The organism is Caballeronia sp. ATUFL_M2_KS44 (genome assembly GCF_023630965.1).
Classification (GTDB): domain Bacteria; phylum Pseudomonadota; class Gammaproteobacteria; order Burkholderiales; family Burkholderiaceae; genus Caballeronia; species Caballeronia concitans.
Map to the genome: position 1 here is coordinate 1 of NZ_JALQEA010000116.1, position 233 is coordinate 233.

At 68.2% G+C, this 233-nt stretch carries 1 protein-coding gene; it reads left to right on the plus strand.

Annotated elements, in window-relative coordinates; all coding sequences use genetic code 11:
• Positions 1–233 (plus strand): UDP-N-acetylglucosamine 2-epimerase (locus tag NCR39_RS29590; protein WP_250456333.1); only part of this gene is annotated, 233 nt, incomplete at both ends.

The window sequence follows — 233 nt, forward strand, 5'->3', positions numbered from 1 at the left end:
AGCCGGTGCTCGTGATGCGCGATACCACCGAGCGTCAGGAAGCGGTCGACGCCGGCGTGGTGAAGCTCGTGGGCACCGATACCGCCGACATCGTCGACAACGTCATGCACCTGCTGCACGACGCGCGTGCGTACGCGGCGATGAGCCGTGGCGCGAATCCTTATGGCGACGGCCGCGCATGCGATCGCATCGCCGCCGTCTTGCAGGCGTTCGAGCTTCGCCCGGCTCTGGCC